A 5,376-nucleotide genomic window follows, 5' to 3' on the forward strand; every position below is an offset into this window, starting at 1 on the left:
CGGCGACCGGCGACAGCGCCGCGGTCAGCAGCAGGGCCTGCAGCCAGGTGGCCGCGCCCGACAGCGCCGCGCCCCCCGCGAGCACGCGCGCCTGGGCCGGATGGGCGCGGGCGCGGCCGCCGGCGGCGGCGATCGACGCGGTGCTCGACACGAAGCCGCCGAGCAGCCCGCCCAGCGCCGCGCCGGCGTGCGGCCCCAGGCCGCGCAGCGCGACGTGGCCCGCCGCCTGCAGTGCCAGGATCAGCAGCAGCATCTCGAACAGCACGCGCAGGTCGATGCCGCCCAGCGTGACCGGCAGGCCGACCCAGGCCTCGGACGGCACGGCCGACACCGCTCAGGCCTCGTGCTGCGTGTCGTGCCCGGGCACGCGCACGCGCCAGCCGAGCTCGTCCTGGATGCGCAGCCGCAGCGTGTCGGCCGCCTCGGGCTCGCCGTGCACGACGAAGCACTGCGCGGGCGCGGCCTCGAAGCCGCGCAGCCAGTCCAGCACGCCGTCGGCGTCGGCGTGCGCCGAGTAGCCTTCGAGGTGGCTGACGCGCGCCTTCACGGCGACGTACTCGCCGTGGATCTTGACCTCGGTCGCGCCGGCGACCAGGTGCGCGCCGCGACTGCCCGCGACCTGGAAGCCGGGGAAGACGATGTGGTGCCGCGGGTTCGGTGCCATCGCCTTCAGGTGGTGCAGCACGCGCCCGCCGGTGGCCATGCCGCTGGCCGAGATGATCACCGCCGGCCAGCGCGAGCGGCACAGCCGTTCGGACTGCTGCGCCGTCGCGACCACGGTCACGCCGTCGTCGAGCGTCGCCGCCTCGCGCGCGCCGATGCGCAGCAGCTTGCGGTGGCGCTGGTAGAGCGCGGTCGCGGTGGCTGCCATCGGGCTGTCGAGGAAGACCGGCAGGTCGGCCGGGATCTCGCCCGCGGCCTTGAGCCGCTGCAGCGTCAGCAGCAGCGCCTGCGCACGCCCGACCGCGAACGAGGGCAGCAGCACCTTGCCGCCGTGCTGCACCGTGGCGCGCACGATTTGCGCCAGCCGCGCCGCGCTGTCCTCGGGCGGATGGCGGCGGTTGCCGTAGGTCGACTCGACCAGCAGCACGTCGGCCTGCGCGATGCGCTGCGGCGGCGGCATCAGCAGGTCGTCGGCGCGCCCCAGGTCGCCCGAGAACACCAGCGTGCGCCCGCCGGCGCGCAGCGTCACCGCGCCGGCCCCCAGCAGGTGACCGACCGGCACTAGGCCGATCACCGCATCGGCCACGCGCACCGTGCGGCCGGGCGGCAGCGCGACGATCTTCGCGATGGCGCGGCGCGCCTCGGCAACGGTGTAGAGCGGCAGCGCCGGCGCGTGGCGCGACCAGCCGCCGCGGTTGGCGCGCCGGGCGTCTTCTTCCTGCAGGCGGGCGCTGTCCAGCAGCATCACCTCGGCCAGGTCGCGCGTCGCGGGCGACGCATAGACCGGGCCGCGGAAGCCCTGCTTCACCAGCACCGGCAGCCAGCCGCTGTGGTCGATGTGGGCGTGGCTCAGCACCACGGCGTCGATCTCGCGCGGCGGCAGCGCGAAGGGCTGCCAGTTGCGCTCGCGCAGCGTCTTGAAGCCCTGGAACAGGCCGCAGTCCAGCAGGACGCGCGCGCCACCGGCCTCGACCAGGTGGCGCGAGCCGGTCACGGTGTCGGCGGCGCCGAGGAAGCGGATCTGCATGGTCGTCGGGCTCCGGCGCAGCATGCCCGGGACGGGCGCGCCGCGGCTTGATCCAGATCAGTGTGCGCCGGCCGGGCCGCTCGCACACTCGCCGCGCGGCGCGTGCCGCGTCCGCGATGAGCACGACCGTCCTCGACCGCCCCGACACCGCCTGGCTCGACGAGGCCGGCCAGACCGCGCGCTTCACGCGCTGGCAGTGCGCGCCCGACGGCCGGCGCGAGGCCGAATCCTCGCTGCGCCTGTCGGGCCTGGACTGCGCGGCCTGCGCGCTGCCGATCGAGCAGGCGCTGCGCGCCGTCGACGGCGTGCTCGAGGCCTCGGTCGACGCCGCCGGCCTGCGCGCCACCGTGCGCTGGGACCCGGCGCGCACCGCGCCGTCGGCGCTGGTGGCCGCGGTGCGCCGCGCCGGCTTCGAGGCCGGCCCCGACACCGCCGCCGGCGCGCGCGCGCTGCGCCAGGCCGAGTCGCGCCAGGCGCTGTGGCGCCTGTTCGTCGCGGCCTTCTGCGCGATGCAGGTGATGATGCTGGCGACGCCGGCCTACGTCGCCGGACCGGACGGCATCGCGCCGGACCTCAAGCGCCTGCTCGACTGGGGCAGCTGGGTCATGACGCTGCCGGTGCTGCTGTTCTCGGCCGCGCCCTTCTTCCGCGGCGCCCTGGGCGCGCTGGCGCAGCGGCGCCTCGCGATGGAGCTGCCGGTCGCGCTGGGCCTGGCGGTCGGCTTCGTCGCCAGCAGCGCCGCCGCCATCGACCCGCGCGGCCCCTTCGGCCCCGCGGTCTATTTCGACTCGCTGACGATGTTCGTCGCCTTCCTGCTGGCCGCGCGCTGGCTCGAGCTGCGCGTGCGCCACCGCGCCGCCGCGACGCTGGAGGACGCACTGGGCGCGCTGCCCGAGACGGCCGATCGCCTGATGGAGGACGGTCGCATCGAGCGCGTTGCGCTGGCGCGGCTGCAGCCCGGCGACCGCTTGCGTGTCGCGGTCGGCGCGGGCTTCCCGGCCGACGGCGTGCTGATCGACGGCGCGACGAGCGCCGACGAGTCGCTGCTCAGCGGCGAGTCGCGGCCGCAACCCAAGGCGCCCGGCGACGCGCTGCTGGCCGGCAGCGTCAACCTGGCGGCGCCGGCCACGATGCGCGTCGAACACTGCGGCGCCGACACGCGCTACGAGGCCATCGTCGCGCTGATGCGTGAGGCGCAGGCGCAGCGCCCGGCCGCGGCGCGCTGGGCCGACCGCTGGGCCGGGCCTTTCCTGTGGGTCGTGCTGCTGCTGGCGGCGGGCGCCGCCGCGGCATGGAGCGTGGTCGATCCGGCGCGCGCGGTCTGGGTCGCGGTGTCGGTGCTGATCGTCACCTGCCCCTGCGCGCTGTCGCTGGCGACGCCGGCCGCGCTGCTGGTCGCCACCGACGCGCTGGCGCGCCGCGGCGTGCTGCTGCGCCGGCCCGAGGCGCTGGAGACGGTGGCGCGCTGCACGCGGCTCTTCGTCGACAAGACCGGCACGCTGACCGAGGACCGCCTGCGCCTCGCCGCCGTGCAGCGCCTCGGCGGCGGCCGCGAGCTCGACCGGGACGCGCTGCTGGCGCATGCGGCCGGCCTGGCGGCATGGTCGCGGCACCCGCTGTCGCGCGCGCTGGCCGACGCGCGCGGCAGCGCGACGACCGATGCGCCCGACGCGAACGCCTGGCGGGCCGTGCGCGAGCAGCCCGGCGCCGGCCTCGAGGCGCTGGGCGCCGAGGGCCGCGCCTGGCGGCTGGGCAGCGCGCGCTGGGTCGGCGGCGTGGCCGAGGCCGGTCCCGACACGGTCGCCGCGCCGGGCCCGGCCCTGTGGTTCGGTCCGAGCGGCCGCGCGCTCGCTCGCTTCGACTTCGAGGAGGCGCTGCGCCCCGGCGCCGCCGCCGCGCTGCGGCGCCTGGCCGACGACGGCCTGCGCGCCAGCCTGCTGTCGGGCGACGCGCCGGCGCGCGTCGAGCGCCTGGCCGCGCGACTGCCGCTGGACGCCGCGACCGGCGGCGCGGACCCGGCCGCCAAGCTGGCCGCGCTGGCCGCGGCGCAGGCGCGCGGCGAGGTCGTCGCGATGCTGGGCGACGGCATCAACGACGCGCCAGTGCTGGCGCGCGCCGACGTCTCGCTGGCGATGGGCAGCGGCGCGCTGCTGGCGCGCGCCCAGGCCGACGCGGTGCTGCTGCGCGACCGCCTCGACGACGTCGCTGCGCTGCGCACGCTGTCGCGCCGCACGCTGCGCGTGATCCGCCAGAACATCGCCTGGGCCGCCGCCTACAACCTTGCCTGCGTGCCGCTGGCGCTGGCGGGCCTGCTGCCGCCGTGGGCCGCCGGCCTGGGCATGGCGGCCAGCTCGCTGGCGGTGGTCGGCAACGCCGTGCGGCTGGCGCGCTGAGGAGCTGCGCGTGGACGTGCTCTACCTGCTGATCCCGCTGTCGGTGCTGGCCATGCTGGCGATCCTGGGCCTGTTCGCCTGGGCCCTGCAGGGCGGGCAGTTCGACGCACTGGACGGCGAAGCGGCGCGCATCCTCGCCGCCGAAGGCGAAGCGCTTGACGCCGATCAAGTGGCGAAGGGAACCCCGCCGGAAGAATCCGCGTGTCCTTGAAACGCACGCGAGGGAGTTCCGCATGAATCCTGGTCCAGCCGCGACGTCGGCCCCTGTCTTCGACGACGGTCCGGTGCGCCACTTCGCGCTCGCCGCGGTGCTGTGGGGTGTGGTCGGCATGGCGGTCGGCCTGCTGATCGCCGGCCAGCTGGCCTGGCCGGCGCTGAACTTCGACCTCGCCTGGCTCAGCTACGGCCGCCTGCGGCCGCTGCACACCAACGCGGTGATCTTCGCCTTCGGCGGCTGCGCGCTGTTCGCCACCAGCTACCACGTGGTACAGCGCACCTGCCAGGCGCCGCTGTTCGCGCCCTGGCTGGCGCGCTTCACCTTCTGGGGCTGGCAGGCGGTGATCGTCGCGGCCGCCGTCTCGCTGCCCATGGGCTACACGCAGGGCAAGGAGTACGCCGAGCTCGAGTGGCCGATCGACATCCTGATCGCGCTGGTCTGGGTGGCCTACGCGATCGTCTTCTTCGGCACGATCGGCAAGCGCAAGGTGCGCCACATCTACGTCGCCAACTGGTTCTTCGGCGCCTTCATCCTGACGGTGGCGGTGCTGCACATCGTCAACAGCGCGGCCGTGCCGGCCGGCTGGATGAAGAGCTACTCGGCCTACGCCGGCGTGCAGGACGCGATGATCCAGTGGTGGTACGGCCATAACGCGGTCGGCTTCTTCCTGACCGCGGGCTTCCTCGGGATGATGTACTACTACATCCCCAAGCAGGCCGAGCGCCCGGTGTACTCCTACCGGCTGTCGATCGTCCACTTCTGGGCCCTGATCTTCACCTACATGTGGGCGGGCCCGCACCACCTGCACTACACCGCGCTGCCCGACTGGGCGCAGTCGATCGGCATGCTGTTCAGCCTGATCCTGCTGGCGCCGAGCTGGGGCGGGATGATCAACGGCGTCATGACGCTCAGCGGCGCCTGGCACAAGCTGCGCGACGACCCGATCCTCAAGTTCCTGATCGTCGCGCTGTCGTTCTACGGCATGGCCACCTTCGAGGGGCCGCTGATGTCGATCAAGACGGTCAACGCGCTGTCGCACTACACCGACTGGACCGTCGGCCACGTGCACAGCGGCG

The 5,376-nt window shown here is 75.2% G+C and carries 4 protein-coding genes and 1 pseudogene; 3 read left to right on the forward strand and 2 right to left on the reverse strand.

Annotation, left to right across the window (positions count from 1 at the left end; all coding sequences use genetic code 11):
* Positions 1-16: 16 nt before the first annotated feature.
* Both QZV97_RS20935 and QZV97_RS16140 read right to left on the reverse strand, forming a co-directional pair.
* Positions 17-253: pseudogene (locus QZV97_RS20935) on the reverse strand (DUF4010 domain-containing protein); the annotation flags it as partial.
* An 81-nt stretch (positions 254-334) separates the two neighbouring features.
* Entirely contained in the window at positions 335-1,690 is a 1,356-nt protein-coding gene (locus tag QZV97_RS16140; RefSeq protein ID WP_295644703.1) for an MBL fold metallo-hydrolase, read from the reverse strand.
* 116 nt (positions 1,691-1,806) lie between these two features.
* Between QZV97_RS16140 and QZV97_RS16145 the strand changes: the two genes are divergently transcribed.
* From QZV97_RS16145 to QZV97_RS16155, 3 genes are all read left to right on the forward strand, one after another.
* A complete protein-coding gene (locus QZV97_RS16145) occupies positions 1,807-4,083 on the forward strand; it encodes a cation-translocating P-type ATPase (RefSeq protein WP_295644706.1) in 2,277 nt (758 codons plus the stop codon).
* 10 nt (positions 4,084-4,093) lie between these two features.
* Entirely contained in the window at positions 4,094-4,294 is a 201-nt protein-coding gene (ccoS, locus tag QZV97_RS16150) for a cbb3-type cytochrome oxidase assembly protein CcoS (RefSeq protein WP_295644709.1), read from the forward strand.
* A gap of 22 nt (positions 4,295-4,316) precedes the next feature.
* Positions 4,317-5,376: cbb3-type cytochrome c oxidase subunit I (locus tag QZV97_RS16155; RefSeq protein WP_295644712.1), on the forward strand; the 1,060-nt coding region annotated here is incomplete at its 3' end.

The organism is uncultured Methylibium sp., assembly GCF_902826655.1.
Classification (GTDB): Bacteria; Pseudomonadota; Gammaproteobacteria; order Burkholderiales; family Burkholderiaceae_C; genus Methylibium.